Source organism: Bacillus gobiensis, assembly GCF_001278705.1.
Classification (GTDB): domain Bacteria; phylum Bacillota; class Bacilli; order Bacillales; family Bacillaceae; genus Bacillus; species Bacillus gobiensis.
Genome location: NZ_CP012600.1, coordinates 3332240 through 3358475 on the forward strand (window position 1 = coordinate 3332240; position 26236 = coordinate 3358475).

Annotated in this window: 24 protein-coding genes and 1 pseudogene; 9 read left to right on the forward strand and 16 right to left on the reverse strand. The window is 40.6% G+C overall.

Annotated features, from left to right (window positions below; genetic code table 11):
* Window positions 1-108: 108 nt before the first annotated feature.
* From AM592_RS16695 to AM592_RS16730, 9 genes and pseudogenes are all read right to left on the reverse strand, one after another.
* Window positions 109-1482: a sensor histidine kinase gene (locus tag AM592_RS16695; RefSeq protein WP_053604852.1), complete on the reverse strand. Its 1374-nt coding sequence runs from the start codon at window positions 1480-1482 to the stop codon at window positions 109-111.
* Window positions 1479-2153 carry a response regulator transcription factor gene (locus AM592_RS16700; RefSeq protein ID WP_053604853.1) on the reverse strand — a complete coding sequence of 225 codons (675 nt, stop codon included), beginning with the start codon at window positions 2151-2153 and terminating at the stop codon, window positions 1479-1481. The genes AM592_RS16695 and AM592_RS16700 overlap by 4 nt, the downstream gene beginning before the upstream one ends.
* 211 nt (window positions 2154-2364) lie before the next feature.
* Window positions 2365-2703 carry a metal-sensing transcriptional repressor gene (locus AM592_RS25230; protein WP_082364129.1) on the reverse strand — a complete coding sequence of 113 codons (339 nt, stop codon included), beginning with the start codon at window positions 2701-2703 and terminating at the stop codon, window positions 2365-2367.
* Window positions 2704-2950: 247 nt separating this feature from the next.
* Window positions 2951-3538 carry a YdhK family protein gene (locus AM592_RS16710; protein ID WP_053604854.1) on the reverse strand — a complete coding sequence of 196 codons (588 nt, stop codon included), beginning with the start codon at window positions 3536-3538 and terminating at the stop codon, window positions 2951-2953.
* Window positions 3539-3598: 60 nt separating this feature from the next.
* Window positions 3599-3694: pseudogene (locus AM592_RS24760) on the reverse strand (CsoR family transcriptional regulator); the annotation flags it as partial.
* A gap of 127 nt (window positions 3695-3821) precedes the next feature.
* Window positions 3822-4148 (reverse strand): four-helix bundle copper-binding protein, encoded by a 327-nt coding sequence (locus tag AM592_RS16715; protein WP_053604855.1) that lies wholly within the window; start codon window positions 4146-4148, stop codon window positions 3822-3824.
* A 179-nt stretch (window positions 4149-4327) separates the two neighbouring features.
* Window positions 4328-5089 (reverse strand): class I SAM-dependent methyltransferase, encoded by a 762-nt coding sequence (locus tag AM592_RS16720; protein WP_158320318.1) that lies wholly within the window; start codon window positions 5087-5089, stop codon window positions 4328-4330.
* Window positions 5090-5267: 178 nt separating this feature from the next.
* Window positions 5268-6122 (reverse strand): M56 family metallopeptidase, encoded by an 855-nt coding sequence (locus AM592_RS16725; RefSeq protein WP_053604857.1) that lies wholly within the window; start codon window positions 6120-6122, stop codon window positions 5268-5270.
* Entirely contained in the window at window positions 6112-6528 is a 417-nt protein-coding gene (locus AM592_RS16730; protein WP_225970255.1) for a BlaI/MecI/CopY family transcriptional regulator, read from the reverse strand. Before AM592_RS16730 ends, AM592_RS16725 begins: the two co-directional genes overlap by 11 nt.
* 249 nt (window positions 6529-6777) lie before the next feature.
* On the opposite strand from AM592_RS16730, the gene AM592_RS16735 reads away from it, so the two are divergent.
* Window positions 6778-7185: a DUF1259 domain-containing protein gene (locus tag AM592_RS16735; RefSeq protein ID WP_053604858.1), complete on the forward strand. Its 408-nt coding sequence runs from the start codon at window positions 6778-6780 to the stop codon at window positions 7183-7185.
* Window positions 7186-7624: 439 nt separating this feature from the next.
* On the opposite strand, the gene AM592_RS16740 is transcribed toward AM592_RS16735, so the two are convergent.
* From AM592_RS16740 to AM592_RS16750, 3 genes are all read right to left on the reverse strand, one after another.
* Window positions 7625-8185: a cupin domain-containing protein gene (locus AM592_RS16740; protein WP_053604859.1), complete on the reverse strand. Its 561-nt coding sequence runs from the start codon at window positions 8183-8185 to the stop codon at window positions 7625-7627.
* Between the two features lie 208 nt (window positions 8186-8393).
* Complete coding sequence (locus AM592_RS16745; protein WP_053604860.1) at window positions 8394-8966, reverse strand: AAA family ATPase; 573 nt, start codon at window positions 8964-8966, stop codon at window positions 8394-8396.
* Between the two features lie 533 nt (window positions 8967-9499).
* Window positions 9500-12019 carry a tetratricopeptide repeat protein gene (locus AM592_RS16750; protein WP_053604861.1) on the reverse strand — a complete coding sequence of 840 codons (2520 nt, stop codon included), beginning with the start codon at window positions 12017-12019 and terminating at the stop codon, window positions 9500-9502.
* 276 nt (window positions 12020-12295) lie between these two features.
* Here AM592_RS16750 and AM592_RS16755 point away from each other — a divergent pair, with 276 nt between their 5' ends.
* From AM592_RS16755 to AM592_RS16765, 3 genes are all read left to right on the forward strand, one after another.
* Window positions 12296-13405: an NAD(P)-dependent alcohol dehydrogenase gene (locus AM592_RS16755; protein WP_053604862.1), complete on the forward strand. Its 1110-nt coding sequence runs from the start codon at window positions 12296-12298 to the stop codon at window positions 13403-13405.
* 259 nt (window positions 13406-13664) lie between these two features.
* A complete protein-coding gene (locus AM592_RS16760; protein WP_053604863.1) occupies window positions 13665-15065 on the forward strand; it encodes an MFS transporter in 1401 nt (466 codons plus the stop codon).
* A gap of 356 nt (window positions 15066-15421) precedes the next feature.
* Window positions 15422-17002 (forward strand): glycoside hydrolase family 68 protein, encoded by a 1581-nt coding sequence (locus AM592_RS16765; protein WP_053604864.1) that lies wholly within the window; start codon window positions 15422-15424, stop codon window positions 17000-17002.
* A 132-nt stretch (window positions 17003-17134) separates the two neighbouring features.
* Here AM592_RS16765 and AM592_RS16770 read toward each other — a convergent pair whose 3' ends face one another.
* Window positions 17135-17905 (reverse strand): SDR family NAD(P)-dependent oxidoreductase, encoded by a 771-nt coding sequence (locus tag AM592_RS16770; RefSeq protein ID WP_053604865.1) that lies wholly within the window; start codon window positions 17903-17905, stop codon window positions 17135-17137.
* Window positions 17906-18373: 468 nt separating this feature from the next.
* On the opposite strand from AM592_RS16770, the gene AM592_RS16775 reads away from it, so the two are divergent.
* The 5 genes from AM592_RS16775 to AM592_RS16795 all read left to right on the forward strand — a co-directional run bounded on the left by AM592_RS16775 (window position 18374) and on the right by AM592_RS16795 (window position 23286).
* Window positions 18374-19231 carry a YitT family protein gene (locus tag AM592_RS16775; RefSeq protein ID WP_053604866.1) on the forward strand — a complete coding sequence of 286 codons (858 nt, stop codon included), beginning with the start codon at window positions 18374-18376 and terminating at the stop codon, window positions 19229-19231.
* 277 nt (window positions 19232-19508) lie between these two features.
* Window positions 19509-20618 (forward strand): ABC transporter ATP-binding protein, encoded by a 1110-nt coding sequence (locus tag AM592_RS16780; RefSeq protein WP_053604867.1) that lies wholly within the window; start codon window positions 19509-19511, stop codon window positions 20616-20618.
* Window positions 20608-21411 (forward strand): ABC transporter permease, encoded by an 804-nt coding sequence (locus AM592_RS16785; protein ID WP_053604868.1) that lies wholly within the window; start codon window positions 20608-20610, stop codon window positions 21409-21411. Before AM592_RS16780 ends, AM592_RS16785 begins: the two co-directional genes overlap by 11 nt.
* A 1-nt stretch (window position 21412) precedes the next feature.
* Window positions 21413-22216, forward strand: a complete 804-nt coding sequence (locus AM592_RS16790) for an ABC transporter permease (protein ID WP_053604869.1) — start codon at window positions 21413-21415, stop codon at window positions 22214-22216.
* Window positions 22213-23286: an ABC transporter substrate-binding protein gene (locus AM592_RS16795; protein ID WP_053604870.1), complete on the forward strand. Its 1074-nt coding sequence runs from the start codon at window positions 22213-22215 to the stop codon at window positions 23284-23286. Before AM592_RS16790 ends, AM592_RS16795 begins: the two co-directional genes overlap by 4 nt.
* A gap of 88 nt (window positions 23287-23374) precedes the next feature.
* Here the strand turns inward: AM592_RS16795 and AM592_RS16800 are convergent, their stop codons facing one another.
* The 3 genes from AM592_RS16800 to AM592_RS16810 form a co-directional block, all read right to left on the reverse strand.
* Window positions 23375-24049, reverse strand: coding sequence for a hypothetical protein (locus tag AM592_RS16800; protein WP_053604871.1), 675 nt, complete (start codon window positions 24047-24049; stop codon window positions 23375-23377).
* Window positions 24050-24185: 136 nt separating this feature from the next.
* Window positions 24186-25772, reverse strand: coding sequence for an MFS transporter (locus AM592_RS16805; RefSeq protein ID WP_082364134.1), 1587 nt, complete (start codon window positions 25770-25772; stop codon window positions 24186-24188).
* The gene (locus AM592_RS16810; protein ID WP_053604872.1) at window positions 25769-26230 is read right to left on the reverse strand and encodes an SRPBCC family protein; all 462 of its coding nucleotides are present in this window, start codon (window positions 26228-26230) and stop codon (window positions 25769-25771) included. Before AM592_RS16810 ends, AM592_RS16805 begins: the two co-directional genes overlap by 4 nt.
* Window positions 26231-26236 lie beyond the last annotated feature (6 nt).

The following is a 26236-nucleotide window of genomic DNA, read 5'->3' on the forward strand; positions in this document are numbered from 1 at the left end:
GACCTTTCTATTCATAATTTTATAAACAGCGGCACTTTCTTAAACGAAAGAAGCCTTTCCATACGAATAGAATAGTCTGCTAGGATGACCATTAAGATGACATCAAGTTTAAGTTTTGTTTAACTTTTCCCTCCCCAAATAAATACACGTTCCATCTGAAGAAGCAGCCACTTCCCATACTAACCCCATTTCCTTTGTCATCAGTGACACGATCGAAAGGCCGATACCCGCACCCTTAGCTTCAGATTCATGCTCAAAGCCTTCTCCCTTATCCTTTATAGCAATGAAAGTAGAACCATTTCGCTCAACTGTTTTGATTCCAATATATTTGCCAGAATTCGCATGACGAAGTACATTTTGAAACAAATTATCCAAAATGCTCCGGAACCATAAAGAGTCTACGTGCCATATCAACGCTTTTTCCGGCAAATCAATATCCACTTGAAATCCGTGCTTTTCAAAAACCGGATACCATTCCGCTATCGAATTGCGGAGCACGTCTAATATATCGGTGTCTTTCTTATTAATGGGATGCTTTCCAGCAGTAAGCAGTGTATAGGAAAGAAGGTTGTTGATCATTTTGTCGACGTCACCCAGCTTGTTCACAACAATTTGTAGAGATTCTCTCCCTTTTGGAGATGACGGATCCATTTGTACTGAATACGCATGCTGCCTGATCACTGTTAAAGGCGTACGCAAATCGTGGGAGATATTGGCGATCAGCTGCTTTCTAAGCTGCTCTTCCTTCTTCTCACTTTCCCGACTGGACTTTAATTGCCTGATCATCTCGTTAAATGCTCCTTGCAGTCTGCCAATCTCATCTTTTTTTCTAATCACGACCTTATCAGGGATGCCTTCAGTTCCCATATCAGACATTGCAGACTGGAGCTGGACGAGCCTTTTGCGTATGCTTACAAAAAAGAACCAAGAAAGCATCAAAAAAGCCCCGCTGACAATAAAGAAAAAGGCGATAAATAAGTAGTCCTTAAATAATGACATATTGCCGAGGTTTGTCTTCACTTGTAAAATCCGAAAGACGATGACTCCCTGATGAGAGTCATCTCCGATTAATGACGAAATTGTATACGTAGCTTGAGGATCGCTATTTTGTAAAAAAGTTTGGGCTTCGAATTTGTTCTCTTCCAAAAATGCAAGAGCATCAACAAATGTCCAATTTTCCGGAATGTCTACCGGCCGATCCTGAACAAATCTGGATTTCCCATTTTTATCGATCCAAAAAATCTCTCCTTCAGGATACTTGTTATGAAACGCCTGAAGACGAAGATCAATCTCACTCGCTGGCTGATCGTCTAATTCAGCAGCCTCCCGTTTCAACGCACTCTCTACTTCTTGTATATCGTATAGCGAGCGATTGAACAAAATTTGCGGAAAATAATAAATTGCTGGAATGATAGGCAAAAGCACTAAAGCGCATAGGATTAGGAGCAAATATCTGGTCATTAATGATTGCAGGATATTCATGGTCTCATCCGATATCCAATGCCGCGAATCGTTTCGATGATTTGCGGTTTGCTGGAATCGAGCTCAATTTTTTCGCGTAAATGGCGAATGTGGACCATCAGCGTTTTGTCCCCCTCTATGTAGGAATCTCCCCACACCGCTTCGTAGATTTGTTTTTTCGTTAAGATTTGATCTAGGTGGTTTAACAAATACATAAAAATATGAAATTGCTTGCCCGTCAACACGATTTCTTCGTTGGAAACTGTGTTAAGTATGCGGTTCGCATTCTGATCAACACGGAGGTGCATGAGCTGTATTATTTCCGTAGAAACAACCCCAAAGCGCCTTAACAGCACTTGAATCCGGGCAGCTAGCTCGTCAGGATGATACGGTTTTGTCATATAATCATCGGCAAAGGCGAGCCCTTGCAATTTATCCTCCATTGACGTTCTCGCTGTCAGCATGAGGATCGGCGTTTTCGGATACTTTTGCTTCAGACGCTGGCCAACCGTATATCCGTCCAGTCCAGGAAGCATAATGTCCAAAATAACAAGATCGACTCGCTCCATATGCTTCATAGAATCATATCCTGAGGTAATCCAGATGACTTCGTAGCCGCAGTCGTTTAAAAATTCGCTCACCCAAGAACCTATTTCTTGATCGTCTTCGATATGTAAAATGGTCAGACCCATTGTTTGGTGCCTCCCCCGCCAGTAAAATCCAACCTTATTTTACCATGGCAACAGGCCAACTACCATTGCTAGATAGACCATTTTATTGATAACAATAATATTCCTCGAACATTATATGTTGATAACTCTTTTTCTTACGTTTATTTATTGAAGTAAGTTGTGACATCATTCAATACCTTGATATTTAACTTATATATTTTTTCGCACGTTTTTAAAACTTATTTTGCGTGAATAACAAATAAGGATCATACATATTAGGGCTAAATGTATGATCTTTTATATCTTTTAGATCAATGAAAATTAGGAAGGGATTCGGAGCTTTCCTTTTTTGTTTTGATGTTTTACATTTGTGGTAGAGGTAGACATCATCACAATACGTATCTTTTTCAATTAATCCTTTTATCCCGCGAATTTGCCCTTCAATTCGATTTAATCTTGTTACTAAATTGTTTTTCACTTTATCTGAATGATGACTTTTTCTTTCACCATCTGATGAACAGCATTGATCGATTTCAATCATATGATCAATGCTTTCTAAATTAACTGACATTGGATCACCTCCTCAATTACATATTACTATACCCCCCTATGGTATATAAAGTGATATTTTTAAAACATTCATCATAAAACCTTCGATAAACATAATCTGAATGACATTAAATTTTGTCCTTAACAATTGTTAAGTCTTGAGTACTAGGTTAACCTTTTCAATGTATTACAAATTATGGGTTTCTTTAGCTTAAGCACCTATCCCATCTTTATTGAAGATAGGTGCTAGGTTGTAATTTGTTTAAACTTTATTTAGGCGATAGCTCACCTTCTGTGACCCATTTATGATTTTTCACTTCTTCGCCACCATTTGTCTGAGTGAAATCAACCATATATACAGTCGTTTTTTCGGCAGAATCAATTTCAGCAGTTGCGCCATCCATACCTTCCATATGGTCTGCATTTACTTTAACATTTGTTCCAGGCTTTAATGGTGCCTCACCAGCATCTTGTAACTCTTCATGAATCACCCATTTATGATTTTCCACTCTGTCTCCGCCAGTTGTCGGAGTATACGAAATCGTATAAACGGTCGTATCATATGCACCTACAATCGTTGCCTCAGCACCCTTCATACCTGCCATGTGATCTGTTTCGATAATTGCATGACTTCCAACTTTATAGGTTGGATTTTCTGCTTCTTTTAAACCTTCAGGAACTTCACCTGAGCTAGAATGGTTCATATTATCATGATCCATGCCTTCTATGTCTTCCGTTTTTTCCCCATGTTCTGCGTGTTCATTGTTTTTTGTGTTTTCATCATTAGCGTTGGCGCAGGCACCAAGTATTAAGAAAAGAGTTGCAATTAAAGACAATATAACCTGTTTTTTCAGCATGTAAAAAATCCTCCTTTTTTACTGTACCACGCTTCTTTTTCTTATTTGTCCTTCAATTTAATGTAATCTTGTTATTAAATTATTTTTCATTTTATCTGAATGGTGACTTTTTCTTTCACCATCTGATCAACAACATTGGTCGATTTCAACCTCCACCTCCTCAACATTGTTACTTTACCCCCCTAAGGTATGTGGATTGTTTTTTATTAACCTTTAAAAATGCTTAAAATCAAGTTATGTTCTCGTTTTAAGCTTTTTAAAGGTTACATCTTTTTTAAAATCTCTAAGCTACTTCTTTGCAGTGATCTGCGCATTTAAAGCAGGTTTCAGCACATTTTTGACAGTGATCATGATCATGTTTTTTACATTCATTTCCACAGGCTTCACAAACCGCAGCACAAACAGAAGCTAATTCAGAAACAAATGGGGTTCCTCGTGCGATTGCCTGTTCTAGATAACCACAAATCTCAGCACATTCCCTATCTAACCGAATGCATTCAGACATCATTTTCATATCTTCCTCTTTTAAACATGCATCAAAACAATGATTACATTCCGTCATACATTCATGTAACGTTTGAAGAAGCTTTTGATACTGTTCATGTGGCATACATTTTGCCTCCTTGACCATAATTTTTTTCTACACCATGTAAGTTTTCCCACCACTTTTTTAAATAAACAAGAATCATAAACATATAGGAGTGACAACTTGGTCTCGGCGAATCATCGCTTGTTTCCCAGTGCCGCAATACAAGTAATCATCGCAAAGAGTTGCAATTTGGCATTTACTCATTTACTCCCAACCACAAGCAGCGATTCACCTGGTCCTTCAAAGCCGTTATCTCCGTCGAATTTCCGAAGAGCTTGCACGATTTCCAATTTCGCCTTTTTACGATCAGCTTCGCTTAACCAACTGAATGCCTCTCCAAGAGGACCGGACGTAGCATTCGCACGAGCGCTTACAAATTCTTCCGCTGAGGATGCGCGATGAACATGTGGAACAGCTTGAACCCTTACTTCATGAAAACCTGCGGACCGAAAAGCATCTGAAAGAGCATAGGGATCGCTGAGAGCGAACACCCCTGGACTTCCAGGCTTCGGAAGTGGAATCCCCGTATATCGATAAAAAATAGATATGGGCAATCCAAGCACCGGATTGTTCTCCGCTTTTGACCAGACCAATGCCGCAAACTTGCCGCCCGTTCGGAGAACTCTGTTAATTCTGGTCAAAGCCTTTTGAAGATCAGGGATAAACATCAAACCGTGACGCGAAATGGCCGAATCGAATGAATCAGGTACCAGATCGATGTTCTGGGCATCCATGACTTTGGTCTCAACGTTGGTTAACCCTTCCTGTCGTATAACCTCAGTTGCCACCTTGATCATGCTGGATGAGATATCTGTCGAGAGAACATATCCTGCCGACCCGACAACTTGTGCAGCCATAAGGCTTTGATCCCCAGTACCTGCTGCAATGTCGAGCACCCTGCTGCCTAACCTAATTTGAGCGGCTTCGAGCATCAGTTGCGTTGCGTTTCCAATTATTCGCATACGCTCCGCTGCATTGCGTCGCCAAAATTCTGCTGCTTCATAGGATTGCCAGGAATTGCTGTGCCTTTTGGCTTCGGACACGCTCATCTTAATCTGAATTCCTCCTTTATATGCGCAAGCAAGCAGCCTGACTATTTACTACACTATTGTAGTATTTAGAAAGACTGTCTGTCAATTGTTACACTTGAACATGCGATAAGGAGGTTAATAAGGCAGCAATAAGAACAGTAATAACAGTAAGATTGGCAAAGGAAAGAATCCATGCCTTCGTCGATATTTTTTCTTTCGCAGAATTTCCATTTACTATTGCTTCAATACGGGCATCAATCGAATTGTTTAGCCCAACCGTTGCAGTATTCGGCAGCTTCTCAAAATTAAACTGCAATAACTTGTACAAACCAGAAGCAAGGGCTTTTTCGCCAATAGATTGAATCGCGTATTGATCCGCATCAAGCTCTTTCTCCAAAAAGTAGCGATCACGCAGATGCTTGATTACAGGTAAAAAGAACAAAGAACAGCTTGCTCCGTAGGCAAACAAAATTTTGATCGGATCTTTTTGTGTACAGTGATAATACTCGTGTTCTAAAATGGCTAGAAGTTCCCGTTCGTCCATGATCTCAATCAAAGAATGGCTGAGCAGGATGCGGGGGCGAAACAAACCGTAAGCCAAAGCATAGGGTTCGGTGGTATACACCACATCTACCGGGACTCGTTTGCTATTGCTAAATTTATCAATAATGGGATTGTTCCATTCGACAACTCGGAATCGCAAAGAAGAAATCAATTTATGAGTTCTTCGCAGAATCCGCAATGTTCGCCCAACAAAAAGAGTACGTACGATCAAAATGAGGAACGAGAAAATAAAGAAGGTCAACGGAATCCGATGGTTTTGAAAAACGAATCTGCAGCATGAGATCATCCAATCCAACATGGTGTTGATCGCCGCATTCGTCGAAACGATCGCAGTAATAAAGAAGCTTGCCTCGATAAAAACAGTAGCAGCAAACAGCTTAAGAAACGTATTACGTTTCATCCTTTTCCCCTTCCCCCTGATCCAGCTTTTCAATGAAATGCTTTAACTTAACCAGCTGCTCCCGGTTTGTGCTAACATTCCCGACGAACTGGGCGATAGCGGCATCCCCGTAATCATCGAGCAGCTCTATAACAGCTTGTGATGACATGCGCTCAATAAATTCTTCCGGACCATATGCCGGTTTATAAACATAAAACCGTCCGGACTTTATTCGATGCAGAATCTCTTTGTCAACCAACCGGCTCATGATTGTCATAATGGTCGTATAGGCATAATCATTTTCTTTGTTTAAATCGTTAAGAACCTCTTGCACTGAAGCTTCACCACGCTCCCAAATGATTTTCATAATCTGAAGCTCCAGCGGTCCGAGCAATTTAGATAAAATAGATAAGTGATTTTTCTGCAATCCTGATCCTCCTCTATAGAAACTACACAATTGTAGTATACAAAATGTGCTAGTTTTGTTCCAGTCGGGGATTATTTTTTCTATCTTTTTTGCCGTTTTATTTTATTATTACTTTGAATATTTTCCACTTTCACCCTATACCCTTGTCCATTTCGAATTTATAGGACGAATCATACTATTAGTAGAGAAGGGAAATTATTTATTTAAAGTGAAACTCCTTCAAAATTAGTTAAGAAATGAGGTAAATCTATGTTGTGGGGAAAACGCAAAGACCTCTGTCAGAAATATGCCGAGATTCTCGGGGGAATGGGTAGTTTAGATGAAAATGATGTTTGTCTTGTGCAAAAGTTTAGAAACCTAGATTTTACTATTCTTGGAAGACCCACTAAATCTCCATTGGTCGTTCCGCAATTTTTTTCTTTTGAAGATGTCGATAGTAGAGGAAGAGCTTTGAATTTAGGTGAAACAGTGCTATTACAGGAAGAAGTCAATCCCTTATTAACTGAACTTAGAAAACGAGATATTATTGTAACAGCAATTCATAACCATTGGTTATTCGAAGAACCACGAGCAATGTATATGCACTTTGAATCAGTTGAACCACCATTGGATTTTGCTAGGAAAGTAAGAGAAGCATTTAAAGTTTTGGAAGCATAAATGATAAAAAACATTTGTTTAACAGAAAGTTAGAAATTGAGGTTGCACCCGCCTGACAGATGGGTATTCGTATTATAAGGTTAACCAAGTTATTCTTGGTTGACCTTTTTTATGATTGGTCTTAGATTAAGGTAACCGGGTAGTGTTTTGCAGGAATAGATCCTACGGTCTTCTCCTAAGGACACGCAAACAAGCTATTAAACTAAATATATACTATATTGACGAAAAAACAACTTTTTGTTAATTAATGCGACAAAAATATCTTCAGTTTATTTGTCGTGCAATTTTGAAGTGCTATCATATTGGAATGTTCCCCTTCTCTCTAGACCGAACAACAGCAACGCGTTTAAAAAACTCGAGATGCCAAGTAACTGAAATAGTATTAAACTGTACACTGCAAACTTTTGGTACATCAACTAAAATGATTCATCTGATAGTTTTATTCAGCTGCCACGGCATCGGCTTTTGTTACATGTACAGTACCATGTGGATGGTGTGGAGGTGCATATATCGAGTAAAGTTTTAGCGGTAAATTACCTGTATTGGTTACATTGTGCCATGTTCCAGCAGGTATCATAATGGCAGAGTCATCATAGACTTTTCTTTTAAAGTTTAATTTATCTTTACTCTTACCCATTTGAACAACCCCTTGACCTTGTTCAATACGTAAGAATTGATCAACGCTATGGTGAATTTCCAAACCGATATCTTCACCAACATTGAGACTCATTAATGTAACTTGCAAATGATTTCCTGTCCATAAAGCTGTACGATACGTACTGTTTTGCTTCGTAGCCTCATTGATATTAACTGCAAAGGGTTCTGGTCCATAATCTTTTAACTCAATTTTATCTCTTCCCTTTGATGATTGTAATAAACCAAATCGTTTAGCATGTTCTTTCCCATTAGGAATAGTCCAATAAACAGGCTGTCTTCCATAGTTATACATTGATGTGTTAACACAATAAGGATATGGATACATATAAGGAACATAGTACATTTATCTTATTCCCTTCACAGATTTATAAAATTATTCTATGCACTATGTTTAGGGAATGTACATTGATTCAAGGTGACTTATTTAAAGAAATCATTGTTAGTCCCATACACTTACTCAATTAAATTGACCGTTTGCTGAAGAAAAAACACTCTAATAAACAGGTTTCTTATCAATCTCTATTACAAACAGGCTTAATTAGCTGTTTGAACTATTGAATTTTCGCTTCTGTAAAAACTCTTCTTAGAATTTCATCAACTGTCTCTTCTGGTGTTAAATTTGATGAATCAATCCACATACCTATCCTTGGGGTTTCTGATTGCAAGACACTTTCAAGAGAAGAGATATCCATTGCACCATACCCTTTTTTCGGTCGAGATGCTTCCCTAGCAGCCACAATTTCAGGACGGGGTGTTAACACAATTACATACAGGGGTCGATGTTGAATATATTCAACAATATCCTGTAGCATAGGTCCAATAATTACATCCTGTAAAACCACATTAAATCCTGATTGATAATACTCATCAGAGACTTTAGCTGCGAGTTTATAACGAAGTCTTAATTGCTCTAATGCTTCAATTGAAGGGGTGTCTGACATTCCGACTCCACCATTTACTATCATTTTTCTAAACAAATCTCCACGAACATGGACACTCTTTTCCAAACGTTCTGAAAGGAGTTGAGCAATTGTAGATTTACCTGCTGCCATTATCCCAGTGATTAAAAAAATGCCCCTCTCATTTTTACTTTCACTAGTAATCTCATTATTATTGTTTGTCATTAAATAATTATCCCCTTATAATTCATTTTGCTTTGGAAAAAAGTCACTTTCAACTCTTCAAGTGTTAACTTTCTATTTAACTACCTTGCCCAGTAAGTTTAAGAAAACAAGTGTATCCTCTTCAATAAAATTAATAGAGCAAAATTTGGTATAGATCAATAAAGCAGACATAATTTTTTGGTTTTTTCCTCTACCGCGCTTTTAATGAACTCCTTAGAGTATTTCTTTTTCCAATTATGAACCGTGTTGGGACTGATCTCTAGATCCAGGACTGTTTTGGCAACGAACTTGTTTTGTTCGATCATCATCTGCAGTGCTTCTTTTTAAACCTTCATCAAACGTTTTTCTGCTCATGTAGACACCTCATATGATTAATTAGTTTTATCACAAACTGTGTCTACTTTTGAGTTTAATATCATAAAGGCGTTCGTCGTTCACTACACTCCGCAAAACATAATTACCAACGTTTCAAAGGCTCTCAACCAAGTTTTTAATCTCAGCGATTATGTTAATTTTAAAATACTCTATTGTCTTTACAATTCCTTGATTAACTTACTAAACCGTTCAACTTCTTTTCGAATACTTATGGTTGGTTCCCATGAATCAATAAGGTTGATAGCCTTTTCAATTGATTGCAGTGCTTTTGCATGGTCCCTTTTGCGGGATAACAATTGGGCCATCCCATAATGATAATAAATTAACTCAATCTGATTCGCCTTATTTTTGTCATAGAGAATATTATGAAAAGATGATACCGCCTCCTCGAATTCATCACAATGAACATAAGCGACACCTAGATTAAAATAGGCTTCTATCGTTTTTTCACCGCCATAGATTTTGCTTATTTCATTGGCTGTTTTGTATAATTGAATTGCCTCTTCATAATTTCTACGCAGAAAGCATAGGTCCCCCCGAACTAATAAAACTCTATGTTGGATAAGGGGCGAAGCAGGAGTATCTATGATTTCTTCTAAAATGGCTTCTGCTTTCTTAAGGCAGCTTGCTTTTAAATAAAGTCTCGCTTTTAAGGCAAGTCCCCAAACCTTTAAATCGTTTACATCCTTATGATCAGTAGTTAATCCCTCCAGGACCTTAAGCCCTGTTTCGATTTGCTGGAGCGCTCCATCCAAATCATTGACTTCCATAAGGGCCCAACCCGCAGTATCTATTCGAAATAATGCCTCAAGCGGATGGTTTTCTAATTGATTGGCACATTCAGCAGCTTTCATTCCATATTCGATTCGTAATGGCAAGTTAACCCGGCTTAAAAAATGACTGACGCGCGTTACCAGTTCAATTAATAGCTCCTTTTCTCCAGTTTGGCTTGCCCACTTTATGACCTTAAGTATGTTCGGCCACTCTTTTTTCATTTGATCCAAATCACGTCCAAGCAAGTAACTCCAATACTCAGAATTTAGCTGCTTTCGTTTTAAATGGGTTTCCAAATATTCAACATAATACCTGCCCCATCGACTGCGCGCTTCCTTTTCAAATTCCTGATTCTCGGACAAATGTTGTTCGCCGTATGCTACAACCGTTTGATGTCCCAAATATTGCAAATCCCCTTCTATACGCTCTGGTTGAATCAAGGTATAGGCCCGCATCTGTTCAACGGCATAATGAAAATTCCGAACATCTAATCCAGCAGCTGTTGCCCAGCTCTCTTCATCAGGAGGTTTGCTGAAAAAGCATAGCACCTGCCATAAACGCCGGGTATCTTCGTTGCATCGCTGCCATGTACGGCCAAAGAGGAATTCAAACAATTCCAAGAGGGAGTAGCCGGCTTTCCCAAGTTCCTGAATCAGTTGCTCCGCAGGAATGTCATCATCTAAAATATAGGCTATGCTAAGAGCAATCGCTTTAGGGTTTCCCGCTGTCGCCAAAATTAACTGGTGCTGGATTTCTGGGGATATATTCAATAATTGTTTGATCTTTTCTCGTTTATTCGGTGAATTACATGTTTGTAAATGACGACGAACTTCATGAGAAAGAAAATCAAGCGCTTCAGCTATTTCAAGGCCCTTCAGCTGAATCGTAACCATTTCCCGAAAGGCATCCCGATATGTTTGATTCAAGTTCTCGCGAGATGTCAGGATGACTTTTACACCTTGAGGCAGGTTGGTAATGAATTCGCGAATTTCACTTTCCGCCGTATCAATGCTGTCTATAACAAGCAGCACCCGTTCTTCCCTAGAATAGTTTGCCAACGCGTTGCGGACAACAAAACGTTTTTCATTAATCGATGTATCGATTTGTTCCATTCGTCCGAGCTGATAAGCGATTGTATTCAGGAAATCACTAAAGGTTAACCCTTTCCAATCAGCACTGACCCAGATGATGCAGTTAAATATTGGCCAGTCTGCGTCGACACGAACAGAATCTCCATGGGAATCCCTCACACATGCATATGCTGCTTCAAGAGCTGTCGTCGTTTTCCCCATACCGGCCCATCCGGTAATTAAACATACCGGTGAAGGAGACAGCAGCCATTGCCGAATCGCTTCCAAGTCAAATCTCCGTCCGATAAAGACCCCTGACCAGCGTGTTGGCAAGTTATGCGTCATTGGATGGTCAGTAAGCGCAATTTTTTTGCTATCTGGTATATCATGAAACAATCGTCTAATTACGTGTTCAATCTCTTCATCAAGAGGTGCGCCGAATGACCCGTCTTTTCTGAGCATTTTTGCTTTTTTCAGACATGAAGCTACCCATACAGGTAATGCAGGTTTGAGCACAGGGAGGGAAGTCGTCTCTAGTAATCTAATAAACCACTGTATATCCATGTCACTTTTCATAATGATCCAAATCATACCGAAAAGCTTCCCGTCATCAATCCGGCCAGGAACATATTTCGGACCCATTTGTCCTATCCAGCTTTTAATTGTGTTAGACGAGACCCCAATCTGGTAAGCGATTTTATCTACATAAGACTGCCCCACAGAAACATTTTCACTTTTCTTTCTGCTAATCTTATAATCAGGATGGAGTTTTAGTGACTTAACCCCCTGCGATAACAGCTCCGCAAATTGTATCTGATCTTCTAGTTCAGCCATTATTCCTGCACACCTCCTGCTTATTTTCTTCTATCGATGCATCAAAAATTAAAAAGTACAGCGCAACTGTACTTTTATACAGTATAAAAAACTACTCAATCTCTTTATGAGAATCTAAAATTAGATTATACATTCTATTATGTATGCGATAACATTTTAAATTGTATGCGATAACATCGTCAACCGCCCGGGTTATAAGATGAATTTATATTCATTCTAATATAAATCATTTTAATAGGTATATAAAAACTTTATTTAAAGAAAGGAAAATTGCCGATGAATAACACAGTACCAAAAACGATGAAAGCAGCAGTTATGCACAGTACAAGAGAAATTAACATTGAAACAATACCTGTACCTCAAATCGGTGATGACGAAGTATTGATTAAGGTTATGGCCGTTGGAATTTGCGGGTCGGATTTGCATTATTATACTCATGGCAGGATTGGTAATTACATTGTGGAGAAACCATTTATCCTTGGTCATGAATGCTCAGGTGAGGTGGCAGCTGTAGGATCGTCTGTCAATCGTTTTAACGTCGGCGATCGCGTTGCTGTTGAACCAGGTGTAACCTGCGGACATTGCGAAGCGTGCAAAGAAGGACGTTATAACCTTTGCCCCGATGTACAATTTTTGGCAACGCCACCGGTGGACGGCGCGTTTGTCCAATATATAAAAATTCGCCAGGACTTTGTCTTTTCAATCCCAGATTCTCTTTCATTTGAAGATGCTGCCCTGATAGAGCCATTTTCTGTCGGTATTCATGCAGCGATGAGAACGAAACTTCAGCCGGGATCAACCATTGCGATTATGGGAATGGGACCGGTCGGTTTAATGGCTGTTGCTGCCGCAAAAGCATTTGGGGCAGGCACAATCATCGTGACCGATTTGGAGCCGCTGCGGCTTGAGGCAGCAAGAAAAATGGGAGCAACTCATGTGATCAATATTCGGGAACAAGACCCTCTAAATGAAATCAAAACCATTACGAATGGCAGAGGAGTTGACGTGGCGTGGGAAACAGCCGGAAATCCGAAAGCGCTGCAAACCGCACTGGCTTCATTGCTCCGTGGCGGTAAGCTTGCCATTGTGGGCTTGCCTGCCCAGAATGAAATTCCTCTTAATGTACCATTTATTGCGGACAATGAGATTGATATTTACGGCATTTTCCGTTATGCCAACACGTATCCAAAAGGAATCCAATTTCTCGCTTCCGGTATCATTGACACTAAGCATCTTGTGACGGATAAATTTACGTTAGAAGATACACGTGAGGCGATGGAACGAGCACTTAACTTTAAGAATGAAAGCTTAAAAATTATTGTCTATCCAAATGGCAGCACCCGAGTGGGCGATAATCAAACTGATGAAATGAAAGTGCATAATTAGAAAGCGGTTTAACACTCCTGGAGCGGATTTGATATCTAGCAGAATAACAATATCAATCCCTCCCGATATTTTATCTTTTAAATATCACGATGAGATAGACAGGCTGTTGAAGGGACAAGTTGATCATTGTTTAAAAGGTTTACTACTCAAGAAGTTATTAGGAGGAGAGATGGAGGAGATTGGTTTGGCATTTCCATCTTATCGACTTGAATACTCCCAATGAAGCTTAATATTGAAAACGGATTCAGGAGGTAGATCCATGATAGAACCAGAACAAATAACGGTAGCAGAGGCGAAAAACAGAAATAAACCCTATACTAATGCTGGTTTGCCCTGGTCAGAACGAATTGGATACGGACTTGGTGATATGTCGTATAATCTTGTTTTCCAATTTGTTAACGCGTATCTTCTATTCTTTTATACGGATGTCGGCGGCATTCACCCCGCGGTTATCGCCACTTTATTCTTGGTCGTTCGAATTTTAGATGCTATTTTTGATCCTATAATGGGAGTCATTATGGATAAAACCAATACGCGGTGGGGAAAAGCAAGGCCATATTTATTGTGGGTCTCACTTCCTTTCGCATTATTCTTATTCTTGTGTTTTACCTCCCCTCCCTTTGGACCAACTGGGAACATTTTATATGCGTACGTTACCTATATTTTACTGGGCATGTCCTTTAGTATGCAAACGATTCCAGTTAACAGCTTAACAGGGCGGATTACTAATGATGTGCAAGAAAGAACGATATTAACGACTACTCGTATGGTATTGGTTTATATAGGGATCCTTCTTTCCATTTCGTGTGCAACACCACTTGCAACAGCTTTTGGAGGGGAGAATCAAGCGTTTGGATTTCAGATGACTGCTCTAGTCTATGCAATTGTAAGTATAATTTTGAACCTCCTTAGCTTTTTTACAGTACGAGAACGAGTTGTCCCTAAAAAAAGCAAGAAACATGGAATTAAAATGACTTTATCTGTTTTATTTAAAAACAAGCCTTTGTTAATTCTAACTTCAGCATTTTTGGTGTTTTCAATTGGGTTTAATATTAAAATCAGTACAATGGTGTACTACTTTACGTACAATATCCATCAAAAGGAATTAGTGTTCTTGGGAACCGTTTTATTTTTTGGTGCAGCGTTAATTAGTAACTTATTCATACCTGCATTTTCCAAAAAGTGGGGTAGAAAGAACATGATGATTATATCAGCTGCTATATCTCTTATTTCGTACGTCGGGCTGCACTTTACTCCTTATACTTCAGTCACGTTAATTTTCATTTGGTTATTTGCTTCGGGATTCTTTACAACTCCCTTAAATACGCTTGCTTGGGGTATGATTGCGGATTGTGTAGATTATGCGGAATGGAAAGCTGGAGTTCGGGCAGATGGAGTTGTTATTTCCAGCATGAGTTTTACTAATAAATTAGGAGTTGCACTTGCTGGGTCGTTCTCTGCCATTTATTTAGGGATCGCAGGCTATGTGCCTAATGTAGAGCAGACTTTAACTTCACTTAACGCTATTAAAAATATGAATGCCTTGATACCAGGAGTATTTATTTTACTTTCTATAATCATCATATGTTTCTATCCTTTAACTGAAAAAAGATATAAAAAGATGATCTCAGATTTGGAGCAAAGGTCTAACCATGAGTGATTTATTTTACAATCTCGATTATTTATATCTATATTGAACGATAAAATGAAAGCATTTCCTGGTCTACCAAAGTCAATATTTTGTAGCCTATGCTAAGTTCAGCATAGGCCTTTTTATTTTCACCTAAATTCGTCCGATAAATCTCTTTGTTTTTGAATTTACTTTGTTCTTTTGCAATAGTCGTTTGATCCTTGTCTCCAAGATTAGAGAATCGAGATAGTTGCTAATAGGGTGCTGGTCAGTTCTATCAATTTTTTTAATATATATAGAGACTAAACGCTTGTCTATACCTTTTCTATCGATCGAACATAACATGTTTATGAGCTTATTAAAGTTGAAAGAAAGGGTGTATAAACTTGTCAGGTTTTCATAAAGACGGAAAGTTTTGCAAGCAGGTTTTTCCGATTGCTGGTTCTACAGAAAATCAGCTGTCTAAGTCTCCTATCCTAGGTGGGCAACCTAACCGAAATTTCCCAAGCAGTATTGGAGGAGGCGCTCAAGTTACACAGTTTCGTACCTTCAGTAGAAAAGAAGTTAGGCAGTTTTGCGATTATGATCCTAGCAGAGATTTCGACCGTTGTTTAAGAGAACATCAAAATGTTGAGCCTTCGGTTTGGACCAGGGAACAAGCAGAACAAATTCGAATCACTCCAGACAACGTTACGAATGTAATCAACGAACCATTCCCGAGAATATCAGCAGACTTATGGATTTGGGATATGTGGCCATTAACAACTAGAGATGGTTCGATTGCTGTTCTCCCAGGCGGCTGGAGAGTACTTTTTGCTCTATCAGCGCCCCGCAGCGTATTACCTGGCCAGCGTCATGACGTGGCAAGAATTGCGTACTGGTATTCTAGAGATGGTCTTGACTGGATCCAAGGAGGAGAAGTCTTCCCGCCTGGAACAGCATTAGGTTCCCGTCAATGGGCAGGTTCTACAATGCTGGACAATGATGGAACGGTATATTTCTTTTATACTGCAACCGGCAGACGAGGTGAGACCGAAACCACATTTGAACAGCGAATTGCTCTTGCAAGCAGCGATGTTTTTTCTGATCTCAATGGGGTTCTATTTGATAACTTTTCAGCGCACCAAATTATTTTAGAGCCAGATGGAGTGCTGTATCAAACACAAGAACAATCCAGCGGCGGCATTATTTATGCTTTCCGTGACCCATTTTTCTTTAAAGATCCAGCAACAGGCTGTGAATACTTGTTATTCGAGGGAAATGTCGGGGGCACTGCTGATGAAATTGATTGCGGACCAGGTGTACCACCAGAAGCTAATCAATTTTCGGGAAATATCGGAATTGCCCTTCTTCAAAATGATAACTTTACTGAATGGGAGCTGCTTCCAGCTTTACTTGAAGCGACTTGTTTAAATCAACAAACAGAACGACCTCATATCGTTGTCAGAGACGGTCTTTACTATTTATTCACGGACTCCCACGAGTTTACATTTGCACCTGGACTTGAACCAGGACCTGGACCAGATGGTTTGTACGGGTTTGTAGCCGATGCACTTCGGGGAGATTACATTCCGTTAAATGACGGGGGACTTGTCATTACAAACCCACCTCAAGAGCCATTCCAAGCATATTCTTGGCTAGTTCTTCCAGACTTTACCGTTCTTAGCTTCATTGATAACTTTAACCTGCAGGGTATTCCGATTCAACAAGTTGGTACTCTTCCAGCCGAATTCCAATTCGCTCACTTTGGAGGTACCCTTGCCCCAACTATCCAATTAGCAGTTGATGGTGCAACCACTCAAATTGTTAATGAATTGCAATTCGGGTTAATGACGGTATCGCAAACAGAAAGCCCGAAATGTGATTTAGAATGTCCGGTAATTGAAGGTGGAGCTAGTGATGGAAAAGCCTTCGACAAACTGGATAAAATTTTTAAAGTGTATAAAAATTTATTTGATTTGAAATAGATGATCCGTGTCCCCTAATTTTTAAAATAAAGTATAAGTCGGGCAGTTTTCACCTATTCTTCTGAGTAGGGGCTAACTGCCCGTTTATGTGTGATAAATCTTCACAATCGTGGCTTTACCCCTTTTCACCACCTAAAACGCATAATTTGTAACGCCGCCATCAACAAATAAGTTTTGCCCAGTGATATAACTCGCACCATCCGAACAAAACATAATAACAGGTGCAATAAGTTCCTCCAGCTGTCCCAACCTTCTCATAGGAGTCCTTTTCTCGATAAGCGTCCGAAACTCTTCGTTTTCCAGTGATTTTTCGTTCAGAGACGTTTTGAAAAACCAAGGGCTGATCGCATTTACAGTAATGCCTTGCTCTGCCCACTCATTGGCCAGCTGCCTGGTCAGTTGCACAACGCCTGCTTTGCTTGGTCCGTACGGGGTTCCTGATGAAAGACTAAGAGAAGAGGCCACAGAGGCAACATTGACGATCCTTCCATACTTTTGCTCTGCCATATGCTTACCGACTGCCTTTGACATAAGAAATACAGACTTGAAATTGACATTCATTACTTTCTCCCAGTCGTCCTCCGATATATTGAACGCCGTTTCCCTTACACTCGTCCCCGCATTGTTTATTAAAATATCAATTTGGCCAAAACGGTTCATTGCTTGATTGACTGTCTCTTGTACTGAGTCACTGTCTGTTACGTCACAAACCATTGCCAGCGTTTCCTTTCCTGAATGATTAGTAATTTCCGCAGCTGCTTGTTCTAATTCTTCTAACGTTCGCGCCACTAACACGACATTAGCCCCCGCATTAGCCAGCCCCTCTGCAAGTGTTCTTCCGATACCTCTGCCAGCTCCTGTGATCAACGCTACTTTTCCATTTAAATTGAAATTTGCTTCCATTTCTTCTGAACACCTCCAAAAAGAAGTAAGTTATATCAATTATATCTCTTTATCAATTGCTGCTTCCACATTCTGATTCGACAACTATAAGTTAGTTCGGATATAGTAATGCGATGAACCCTCAAAATTGAATAAAACAAACTTAAAAACCCTTTACAGTCGTCGCAAAGAGTTCCCTTTATATTACATATCCTTTTGAATATATTTAGTTTATTTTTTGAAAAATTGAACATTTTTTATAACATTGACATAAAGTTGAGATGCTTATATCATCATTGACATTGAGGGTAATCATTCATTGACATGCAAATAAGTATCATCATTCTTTTCGTCTTAGAAATTGATTAGTTTTTTAACTAGTCAATTTCTGAGGCGTTTTTTATCTTTAAAAATTTTATAGAGGTAAGCCCCCACTTATAAGCGAAGCATAGGTGGGATATTCTAAACTATTAAGGAGGTTTTCGCATATTGAAAACAATTTATAAAGATATCCTTTTAATTATTGTTGGAGCATTTCTTGTTGCTGCTTCTATTGATTTTTTTGTGATCCCAAATAAGTTAGGGGACGGAAGTACGGTTGGTATAGCTCTGGTTTTATATTATTTATTTCATATACCTACAAGCGTCAGTACGTTTATCGTTAATCTTATTTTTATTGCTTTAGCTTATAAATTTTTAACGAAAAAGACGATTCTTTATACTGTACTAGGTACTATTATGACCTCTGTTTTCCTTAGTATTGTAAGCTTTATTCCATTTGCAGTTCATGACATGATTTTAGGTATTGTGTTTGGTGCGGTATTAATGGGGACAGGATTAGCGCTGATTTTTATTGCTGAAGGATCTACTGGCGGAACTACTCTTTTAGCCTATTTATTAAATTATACAAAAGGCTATAACATTTCAAAAAGCATGTTCTATATGGACAGTGTCATTATATTAGCTTCTGTATTCGCTATCGGTATCAATAACACACTTTATACGTTTATATTTGTTTATTTGTCCGCTAAAATAGTTGATTTAGTAATTGAGGGCTTCCACAATAAAAAAGCAATGACTATTATGTCTGATAAATATGAAGAAATTGCTCAGGTCATTACTAGTGAATTTGGGAATGCCGCAACCATTTTTTATGGATATGGATACTATGTTAATAAAGATAAACGAATTATCTATGTTGTAATTAAAAAGAATGAACTGCTAAAAATCAAAAAGAATGTACAAAAAATCGACCCTGCTTCCTTTATTGTTATCCATGAGGTAAAAGAAGTGGTAGGAGGAAAATTCGGCTTTGCAGGTTATCCTTCTATTAATAAAGGGAGATAAAATGTTTTTTAAATTGTTTTAATGTGTGCAAAAAGGCTTTAAAAACGTAAAAGTTTTTAGAGCTTTTTTGTGTGTTATTACTTAGTAAATTATTTATTAACATGCACAGGATCGGAACAATTTTATAATCCGCATGATCGAATACTGCCAGTGTTTACTTTTTGATAATTTTAAATATAAATCGTTTATTGTATAATTATTTCCAAACTCAAAATAAAGGACAATTGAAGTTGGATCGCCCCCTGGCTTTTGATAATCCAGCAAAAGGGAGAATGCTATGAAGAACGATGCTATTATTCAATTTAAAAATGTGACAAAACAATTCGACAATGATCCAGCAGTTCTGAATCATGTAAGCTTTGAGATTGAGCGCGGGAAATTTTATACGCTCCTCGGCCCTTCCGGATGCGGGAAAACTACCATTCTAAGATTAATTGCCGGATTTACAGAGGCAACCGGGGGAGAGATTTATTTTAACGGAAAAAAAATCAACAACGTGCCTGCCAATAAACGGCAGGTGAATACAGTATTTCAGGATTATGCGCTTTTTCCTCATCTAAATGTATTTGAAAACGTGGCGTTCGGATTACGGATTAAAAAAATGAGCAAGACGAACATCGAATCGAAAGTAAGGGAAGCGCTCAGCTTCGTCAACCTGGAAGGCTATGAAACTCGGGAAATCAGAGAAATGTCAGGCGGCCAAAGACAGCGAGTTGCGATTGCCCGGGCGATTGTCAACGAGCCGGAGGTCATTCTTCTTGATGAGCCTTTGTCAGCACTCGATTTGAAGCTGCGTACAGAAATGCAGTATGAATTGCGAGAGCTGCAGCAGCGCCTGGGGATTACCTTTATCTTTGTCACCCACGACCAAGAGGAAGCGTTGGCAATGTCAGATGAGATATTTGTTTTGAATAAAGGGAAAATCGAGCAAAGCGGTTCGCCAACAGATATTTACGATGAGCCGATCAACCGATTTGTTGCTGATTTTATCGGGGAATCCAATATTGTCAAAGGGATCATGCTTGACGATTATCTCGTCGAATTCGTTGGAAAGCGGTTCGAATGCGTCGACCGCGGTTTGGACAAGAATGAGCCGGTAGAGATTGTGATCCGTCCGGAGGATTTGGAAATCACCTCTTTGGAACACGGGAAGCTTCAAGTGCGTGTCGATTCCCAGTTGTTTCGCGGTGTCCATTATGAAATCAGCAGCTACGACCAAGACGGCAATGAATGGCTCGTCCATTCCACGAAAAAAGCGACGGTTGGAGATCAAATCGGCCTCTTTTTTGATCCGGAAGCGATTCACGTCATGCGCTTTGGGGAAACAGAGGAAGAATTCGACCGCCGTTTAGAAGCGTATTCAGCAGGAGACGCTCATGGAAAATAAGCTGACCCGGAATTTATATATGCTGCCTTATGTGCTTTGGATTGCACTATTTGTAATCGCGCCAATTGTCCTTGTTCTCTATTATTCCTTCATCGATATTGAAGGAAATTTTTCGTTTACCAATTACCAAAACTTTTTTACTCCTGTGTACCTTCAAATGGCGCTCAGTTCACTTTGGTATGCACTTTTGATCACGTTGATTTCGCTTGTTATTGCTTACCCGACTGCATATTTGCTCACACAGACAAAGCATAAGCAGCTTTGGCTTCTACTAATCATTGTCCCTTCTTGGATCAATTTACTGTTAAAAGCCTATGCGTTTCTCGGTATTTTCGGAACGTATGGTGTGACAAACAGCTTTTTGGAATTGATCGGGGTTGGATCCAAGCAGCTATTATTCACTGATTTCAGCTTCGTGTTTGTGTCGGTTTATATCTTTATCCCGTTCATGATTCTGCCGATTTTTAATTCAATCAATGAACTCAACCCGACGCTTTTGGACGCCGCCAATGATTTAGGAGCTTCCAAATGGACAACCTTCCGACGTGTCATCTTTCCGCTCACGATAGACGGCGTGAAATCCGGCTGCCAGCTTGTCTTCATTCCGGCACTATCCTTGTTTATGCTAACGAGATTGATCGCCGGAAACCGTGTCATTACACTTGGAACTGCGATTGAACAGCATTTTCTTGTGACGCAGGACTGGGGGATGGGTTCTACCATTGCGGTCTTTTTAATCTTTTTTATGTTTCTGATGATGTCTGTTACAGGCAACGGAAAGCGAGGTGTGTAACGTGGATAAAAAAATATCTCCATTATCTAAAGTATTTTTGGTTGGGGTCTTTTTCATCCTCTATGCACCGATTTTTTTCCTAGTTATTTACTCGTTTAACAGCGGGGGGACGATGTACAATTTCGAAGGCTTCACCTTGGATTGGTACAAAGAATTGTTTAGCGATACAAGGCTCCTCATTATTGTTTTAAATACTGCGGTGATTGCTTTATTATCGGCGCTCATTTCGACCATCATCGGTGTGATCGGTGCTTTGGAGATTCGCTCGTTTAAACGGAGGCAAACGAAAAATACGTGGTTATCGTTAAATAATGTGCTGATTGTCAGTCCCGACGTGATTATCGGAGCATCCTTTCTAATCTTGTTCACGATGGCCGGAATACAGCTTGGTTTTTATTCGGTGCTCCTGTCCCATATCGCTTTTAGCGTTCCGATCGTTGTCCTGATGGTACTGCCGAAATTATCGGAGATGAGCCCGACGTTAATTGACGCGGCTCTGGATCTTGGGGCGAGCCGGCTGGATGTGCTGACAAAGGTGATTTTACCGTATATTACACCCGGAATTTTCGCCGGTTTCTTTATGGCGTTAACGTACTCACTCGATGATTTCGCCGTTACCTTCTTTGTGACTGGAAACGGGTTTACCACACTTTCCGTTGAAATTTATTCGTTGGCGCGCCGCGGAATCTCATTGAATATTAACGCTTTATCGACCTTGCTTTTCCTATTCACGATCCTGCTTGTCATCGTCTACTACTTTATTACACAGCGCAACAAGCCGAGTGGAATGGGGGTTAGAAAATGAATAAACTGATCCGTGTTTTTCTAACAGTTATCCTTGTGTCTGCGGTGCTTTTATTTGCAATAGCGAGATTGAACGCCTCGCAGGGCTTTTCAGGCGGCAACACGTTAACGATCTATAACTGGGGCGACTATATTGATACCGAGTTAATCGATCGCTTTGAAAAAGAGACAGGCATCAAGGTGATTTATGAAACGTTTGATTCCAATGAGGCGATGATGACAAAAATCCAACAGGGCGGCACGACGTATGATATTGCCGTCCCATCGGAATATATGATTGATAAGATGCGACAGGAGGACTTGCTCATCCCTCTCGATCATTCGAAGCTTCCGAATTTAAAGAATATTGACGAGCGATTTATGAATCTCCCGTTTGATCCCGGCAATCAGTACTCTATCCCTTATTTCTGGGGAACCGTCGGCATTGTCTATAACCCAAGCATGCTGAACGGCACGAAAATTACGACCTGGAACGACCTGTGGGATTCTGATCTAAGAAATGAAATCCTTTTGATCGACGGCGCGAGAGAAGTCATCGGAATGGGACTGAACAGCTTAGGTTATTCGCTTAACGATACAAACAAGGACCATTTGGAGAAAGCGAAGGAAAAGCTGGACACGCTAACCCCAAATGTAAAAGCCATTGTCGGAGACGAAAACCGGATGCTTCTTGAAAATAAAGAAGCGGCGATTGGCCTCGTATGGTCAGGTGTAGCATCAGAAATCATGGCTGAAAATGAAGATTTGGAGTATGTCGTTCCAAAGGAAGGCTCCAACCTGTGGTTCGATAATATGGTCATCCCAAAAACGGCAAAAAACGTGGATGCGGCCCATCAATTTATTAACTTCATGCTCGATCCGAAGGTTGCAGCGCAAAATACAGAATACGTCAGCTATTCGACACCAAACAAAGAGGCTCTTAAATACATGCCGGAAGAAATGGTCGCTGATGAAAGATTCTATCCCCCGCCGGAGCTAACGGAGAAGCTGGAGGTATATGAGAACCTCGGGCGAAAAAATCTGGCTTATTATAATGAGTTATTTTTGAAATTTAAAATGCATCGGAAGTAGGGGATCCTGAAGTTGGGATACCCTATTTTTCTGCACTTGGGAAGTCGGGAGGAACAACGGAAGGTAATGAATTTGCTAATTCAACAAGCTATTTTTCTTTTACGTTCCCTGAAACAACAACCGTTTTTTCAGTATCAAAATAGTACAAAAAGCTATTTTTGAACTTATCTTTCGAGATAAAAGCTTCATATCCGTTATTGAGAGAAATAATTTTCGTTTCTGGGTTCTCCTCGAAGGATAATTGATTAAATCTAGCAATGGTAATGATTTTTTCTTCATCAACAAATGCCCAAGCTTCTTGATTCTTATCTGCCAATTCAATATTGCTTGAACTAAATTTTTTCATTGGTAAATTCAAGCCATTACCTGTAAAAGAATTTTCCTCTGCTACTCCTAATCTCATAAATCCATTCATTATCCATTCATTTTTATTTTCATAGAGAAAAACGGTATACTTATTTTTCCCTTCCGGAGAACGAATCGCCACTATACTATGATTGCCTAGCGTTGTTTCGGTGATGATAGAGCTTGTTTCTGGAAAAGCCTTCTCACCGTTTTTAAAAGAAACTTCATACTGATGAATCGCGGCATCAGAAGGAGAAGTGACATTTTCAGGAGCTTCGTTGATTTTAATATCCTTAGCTTCCCTGTCTTCAGCTGCGCTTGCTGCCTCTTTTGATTCATTTGAAGAGCTGCCTTCTTGACACCCTGCTAGAATTCCTATTAAAACTAGTAATAATATAGGTAGAAAATTTAGTCTCATGAAGATGCTCCTCATTCCTTATTGTGTACTCTAAAGACTAATATACATTATCGTATATTAGTCTTTAAAGTATTCAGGAGACCTTACAAGCCTTAATTCCTTACTATGGCCAAACTCTTTTATATAACTAGCATGGCTAGTTCTCGGTGTCGGTTACGGGGGCTGGAATACTGTCGACCTGTTCTTGCTGTGTCTCTCCGCTAGGTCGTATATGACGGAGAAGGGTAACTGCAAATACAGCAACACCGATCAAAAGTATGGCGCTGATCGTGGCAACTGTGTTCATTCCACTGGCGAACGCCTCGCGAGCAGAGGCGAGGAGCTGCATACCAATTTCACTTGGCAAATTTTGAGCTGTTTTTGCAGCTCCGACAAGAGTGTCACTGGCGGCATGTACTGACTCGGTTGGGGTACCTGCGGGAATGCCATCAGCAATCTGGTTACGATACACAGATGTGCCAATGCTGCCTAGTGCAGCAAGTCCTAAGGCGAAGCCTAACTCACTACTAGTTTGAGACATCGCTCCTGCAGATCCCGCTTTCTCGGGAGGAGCGGATCCGACGATCAGATCGGGTGACAGGGTCATTAGCGGCCCTGAACCGAAGTTCGTGAGGGCGTAACCAATCACCAACGTCGTGATACCGGTGCTCATATCGACCTGGGTGAGCAAGAAGAGGCCAGTCACCGAGACAGCCAATCCGGCTCCTATCAAATATGCCGGACGGATTCGACGTGCGAGAAGAGGTGATAGCAAGAAACTAGTCATTTGCGCTGCCACAGCAGGTATCATCCACAAAGACGCTCTCAATGGCGTTAATCCCTCGACAAGCTGGAGGTACTGAGTGACTAACACCATAATCACCCCCATCAGCATGGTGCAAAACAGCTGCCCACCCATCGCTGTGCTTAACTCGCGGTTGATAAACAGTCGAAGATCAAGCAACGGGTCGTGAAGAGCATGTTGACGTCGTACAAATATCACACCAACAGCCAAGCCGGCCACGATGACGAAGATATTCAGCGGATGCAAACCGTTCTTGGCCAGTTCCTTAAAGCCATAGACGATGGGCAGGATCGCTCCTAACGAAAGTATGACACTCACTAGATCCAAACGTCCGGCATTCGTGTCACGATATTCAGGCAGCAGCACAGGACCAAGCACGAGCAGCAGTATCATCGCAGGTATGCCTAGCAGGAATACAGAGCCCCACCATAAGTTTTCCAGCATTACACCCCCGATTAACGGGCCAAAGGCTGCTCCGCACATGAAGCCTGCCATCCATATACTAATGGCCAGACCCCGCTGCCTTGGATCGTTAAACATGTTGCTGATCAGCGCCAGGGTAGATGGAGCCAACGTAGCCCCAGCGATGCCAAGCAGAGCGCGGGCCGCGATCAGCATTTCGGGGCTCGTGGAGAATGCCGCTAGTATTGAAGCCAAACCAAATGCCGCTGCCCCCAGCAACAACAGCTTACGCCGGCCGATGCGATCGCCCAAAGTACCCATCGTAATCAAGAACCCGGAGAGCATAAACCCGTAGATGTCCATAATCCACAGCTGTTCAATGCTACTTACACCCAGGTCCGCACTCAAATACGGCAGTGCAAGGACTAGTACGAAAACATCGATAGAAACGATCAAGCAAGCCAGAACCAGCACTGCCAGACCGATCCACTCCCGTATGCCAGCTTGACTGTCACTCCCAGTCATGGTGCTCTTCATCCCTTGCTCCTAGGAGAGTACTCTTTTTGCAGCTCCTCTCCCAGCTTGTCCAGCATAATCTTCGTTCCGTGCTCACGGTCGGCTGGTGAATCATGGCCGTCGAGGAATGCCCCCTGTTCGGTGAAAATCAGCTGTGTTCCGCCTTCAGCAGGCTTGAACTCCACTGTTGTCACTGATACGGAAATGCGAGTTTCATCGAGATCCATGGTATAGGAATAAACAATGCGCTCGTCAGGAACGATCTCCTGATAATAGGCGTCAAAAGTGTATACAGGTCCATCAAGAGGACCACCCCGACTGCTCTCTCGCCCGCCGACTCGAAAATCGAACTCGTCAGACTTCGTAAACCACTTGGCCTTGGCTACAGGATCCGCCCAGGCCGAAAACACCTGTGCAGGCGGGGATTCGTAAGCCCTTTCAATCACAAAAGTATCATGCGTTACAAATCGTTTGCTCATTACATA

Bases quoted from the DNA above. Each gene is read 5' to 3' on its own strand.
- AM592_RS16695 (WP_053604852.1), bottom strand. From the start codon at position 1,482: ATGAATATCCTGCAATCATTAATGACCAGATATTTGCTCCTAATCCTA.
- AM592_RS16700 (WP_053604853.1), bottom strand. From the start codon at position 2,153: ATGGGTCTGACCATTTTACATATCGAAGACGATCAAGAAATAGGTTCT.
- AM592_RS25230 (WP_082364129.1), bottom strand. From the start codon at position 2,703: ATGTCAGTTAATTTAGAAAGCATTGATCATATGATTGAAATCGATCAA.
- AM592_RS16710 (WP_053604854.1), bottom strand. From the start codon at position 3,538: ATGCTGAAAAAACAGGTTATATTGTCTTTAATTGCAACTCTTTTCTTA.
- AM592_RS16715 (WP_053604855.1), bottom strand. From the start codon at position 4,148: ATGCCACATGAACAGTATCAAAAGCTTCTTCAAACGTTACATGAATGT.
- AM592_RS16720 (WP_158320318.1), bottom strand. From the start codon at position 5,089: ATGCGAATAATTGGAAACGCAACGCAACTGATGCTCGAAGCCGCTCAA.
- AM592_RS16725 (WP_053604857.1), bottom strand. From the start codon at position 6,122: ATGAAACGTAATACGTTTCTTAAGCTGTTTGCTGCTACTGTTTTTATC.
- AM592_RS16735 (WP_053604858.1), top strand. From the start codon at position 6,778: ATGTTGTGGGGAAAACGCAAAGACCTCTGTCAGAAATATGCCGAGATT.
- AM592_RS16740 (WP_053604859.1), bottom strand. From the start codon at position 8,185: ATGTACTATGTTCCTTATATGTATCCATATCCTTATTGTGTTAACACA.
- AM592_RS16745 (WP_053604860.1), bottom strand. From the start codon at position 8,966: ATGACAAACAATAATAATGAGATTACTAGTGAAAGTAAAAATGAGAGG.
- AM592_RS16750 (WP_053604861.1), bottom strand. From the start codon at position 12,019: ATGGCTGAACTAGAAGATCAGATACAATTTGCGGAGCTGTTATCGCAG.
- AM592_RS16755 (WP_053604862.1), top strand. From the start codon at position 12,296: ATGAATAACACAGTACCAAAAACGATGAAAGCAGCAGTTATGCACAGT.
- AM592_RS16760 (WP_053604863.1), top strand. From the start codon at position 13,665: ATGATAGAACCAGAACAAATAACGGTAGCAGAGGCGAAAAACAGAAAT.
- AM592_RS16770 (WP_053604865.1), bottom strand. From the start codon at position 17,905: ATGGAAGCAAATTTCAATTTAAATGGAAAAGTAGCGTTGATCACAGGA.
- AM592_RS16780 (WP_053604867.1), top strand. From the start codon at position 19,509: ATGAAGAACGATGCTATTATTCAATTTAAAAATGTGACAAAACAATTC.
- AM592_RS16785 (WP_053604868.1), top strand. From the start codon at position 20,608: ATGGAAAATAAGCTGACCCGGAATTTATATATGCTGCCTTATGTGCTT.
- AM592_RS16795 (WP_053604870.1), top strand. From the start codon at position 22,213: ATGAATAAACTGATCCGTGTTTTTCTAACAGTTATCCTTGTGTCTGCG.
- AM592_RS16800 (WP_053604871.1), bottom strand. From the start codon at position 24,049: ATGAGACTAAATTTTCTACCTATATTATTACTAGTTTTAATAGGAATT.
- AM592_RS16805 (WP_082364134.1), bottom strand. From the start codon at position 25,772: ATGAAGAGCACCATGACTGGGAGTGACAGTCAAGCTGGCATACGGGAG.
- AM592_RS16810 (WP_053604872.1), bottom strand. From the start codon at position 26,230: ATGAGCAAACGATTTGTAACGCATGATACTTTTGTGATTGAAAGGGCT.